The sequence below is a fragment of the Candidatus Hakubella thermalkaliphila genome (assembly GCF_013281975.1).
Classification (GTDB): domain Bacteria; phylum Actinomycetota; class Humimicrobiia; order Hakubellales; family Hakubellaceae; genus Hakubella; species Hakubella thermalkaliphila.
The window spans coordinates 1-1972 of the sequence record NZ_BLRZ01000204.1 but is presented as its reverse complement, the minus strand read 5'-3'; the positions used below and the strand labels follow the sequence as shown (position 1 = coordinate 1972).

Below are 1972 nucleotides of genomic sequence, written 5' to 3'. Positions count from 1 at the left end.
CTGGAGAACTGGAAAGGATGTTGCACTTGAATTTCTGGTTTCTTCTATGGTCATCGTAGCTTTGGCCTTGGGCATTTACTCCGTCGCCTCTGGAACCATTGATAGCTTACATGAAGTCTCTCGAGGGTGGCAGTGGACAGGTTACAATCTAGTCCACCATCAAGATTCAGTTTACGGCAATATCGCTGTTACCCAAAGTGATGGTCAATCCAATTTTTATGTCAGCGGTCTCCTCATGTTCACTGCGCCTGATCCAGACATAGCCTTTATTGAGGAGGTGACCCATTTCCCCCTGCTCTATCACCCTTCGCCGCAAAGGGTCCTCTTAATCGGTGGTGGTGTGGGCGGGGTTCTAAATGAAATCCTTAAGCACCCCGTAACTAAGGTGGTCTATGTAGAGCTTGACCCGATCATAATCCAGGTAGCCCGAGAACATTCGCTTACCAGGGCTTTGGATGACCCAAGGCTGAGGATTGAACTTACCGATGGCAGGCTATTTGTCAGCCATACTCAGGAGAAGTACGATGTTATAATAGTGAATCTCTCTCCTCCCTCCACTCTCCAGTTGAATAGGGCTTACACCCAGGAATTTTTCAGGAAGGTTCATAACATACTAAGCCCCGGAGGGATATTGTCCTTTGGGCTCCCCTGGTCAGAGACCTACGTGAGTCAGGAGATGATAAGCCACAATAGGTGCATCTATGAAACCGTTAAGAAAGTATTCCCTGGTGTATCAATAATTCCTGGTGAACGGAGCATTTTTCTGGCCTCTGCTGATCCGGCAGCGCTCACCAATGCCCTGGAGACAATCTACTATCGATTTCAAGATAGGGACCTGGCGACACGTCTTTTGACCGTCCCTTATATCCAGTACAAGCTTTCCCCAGAAAGGATAGAACGCTTGTTGGCCCCCCTTCGGGCTGGCGAGCCGGTCGAAACTAACCAGGACCTTCGGCCAATAGGCACTTACCATAATCTTGCTCTGTGGAATGTGATGTTCTATCCGGGCTCAAGGGGATTTTTCAACTGGATCTCAAGGATGCAATTGTGGTGGTTTCTTATTCCTGTTGGTCTGCTGCTAACCGTGCCCATTTCCATCAACTGGCGAAGAGTGTCTTCAAGACCCATGCTTTTGCCTGTTGTGCTGGCAATAATGACCACCGGCTTTGCCGGGATGACCTTTAGTCTTATCTCGTTCCTTGCCTTTCAGACGCTACATGGATATCTCTATCAAAAAATAGGCATCCTGGTGGCTGCTTTTATGTTGGGGCTAGCTTTTGGAGGCCTGAGCATGAATCACATAATGAACAAGCTGAGAAGGGACATCCTCGCTTTGGGTAAGATAGAGCTGGCCATTAGTGGCTATGCCTTTTTGCTTCCCCTCATCTTAATATTGCTTTTTGCTCACCTGGACAAGCTACCCCCTTTTATACCCGCGGAGGTGCCCTTGTCACTGCTAAACTGGGGAGCAGGCTTTTTGGTCGGATTAGAGTTTCCCCTGGCCAATAAGATCTATCTGGGGAGCAAGAGTGGTGTTGGTCGAGTCGCTGGCACCCTTTATGCCTCTGACCTATGCGGAGCAATTGTGGGCGCTGTTCTTACCAGCGTTTTTCTCATTCCAATTTTAGGAATTTCAAAGACCTGTCTGGTAATAGCTATGTTCAAAATAGCCAGCCTCGTCGTGCTTATTACAGCGACTGCTTGTCCCAGAAAGCAAACTAAAGGTGCCTGAAGAACCTGGCCTATCTCACTCCCAAATCCCTGGGCTTTAGTGGCCTAATCTTATGGTATGCCTGAACCCCCAGGATTTGCTGACTGCAAAATTATCTCCCACCCAAACCGGGGAGGTGGATGGCTGAACATTAGGTTATGCCCATACCCCAGGGATTTGGTACCCACAAAACTTACACTTCCCATCTTCTATATGGTTGGCTAGCACGCTAAAATGAACCCGCTTGATTAAGGTCTCACC

At 48.4% G+C, this 1972-nt stretch carries 1 protein-coding gene; it reads left to right on the top strand.

What is annotated here, in order from left to right; all coding sequences use genetic code 11:
• Positions 1-1732: spermine/spermidine synthase domain-containing protein (locus tag HW443_RS10870; protein WP_176231297.1), on the top strand; the 1732-nt coding region annotated here is incomplete at its 5' end.
• Between the last annotated feature and the right edge of the window lie 240 nt (positions 1733-1972).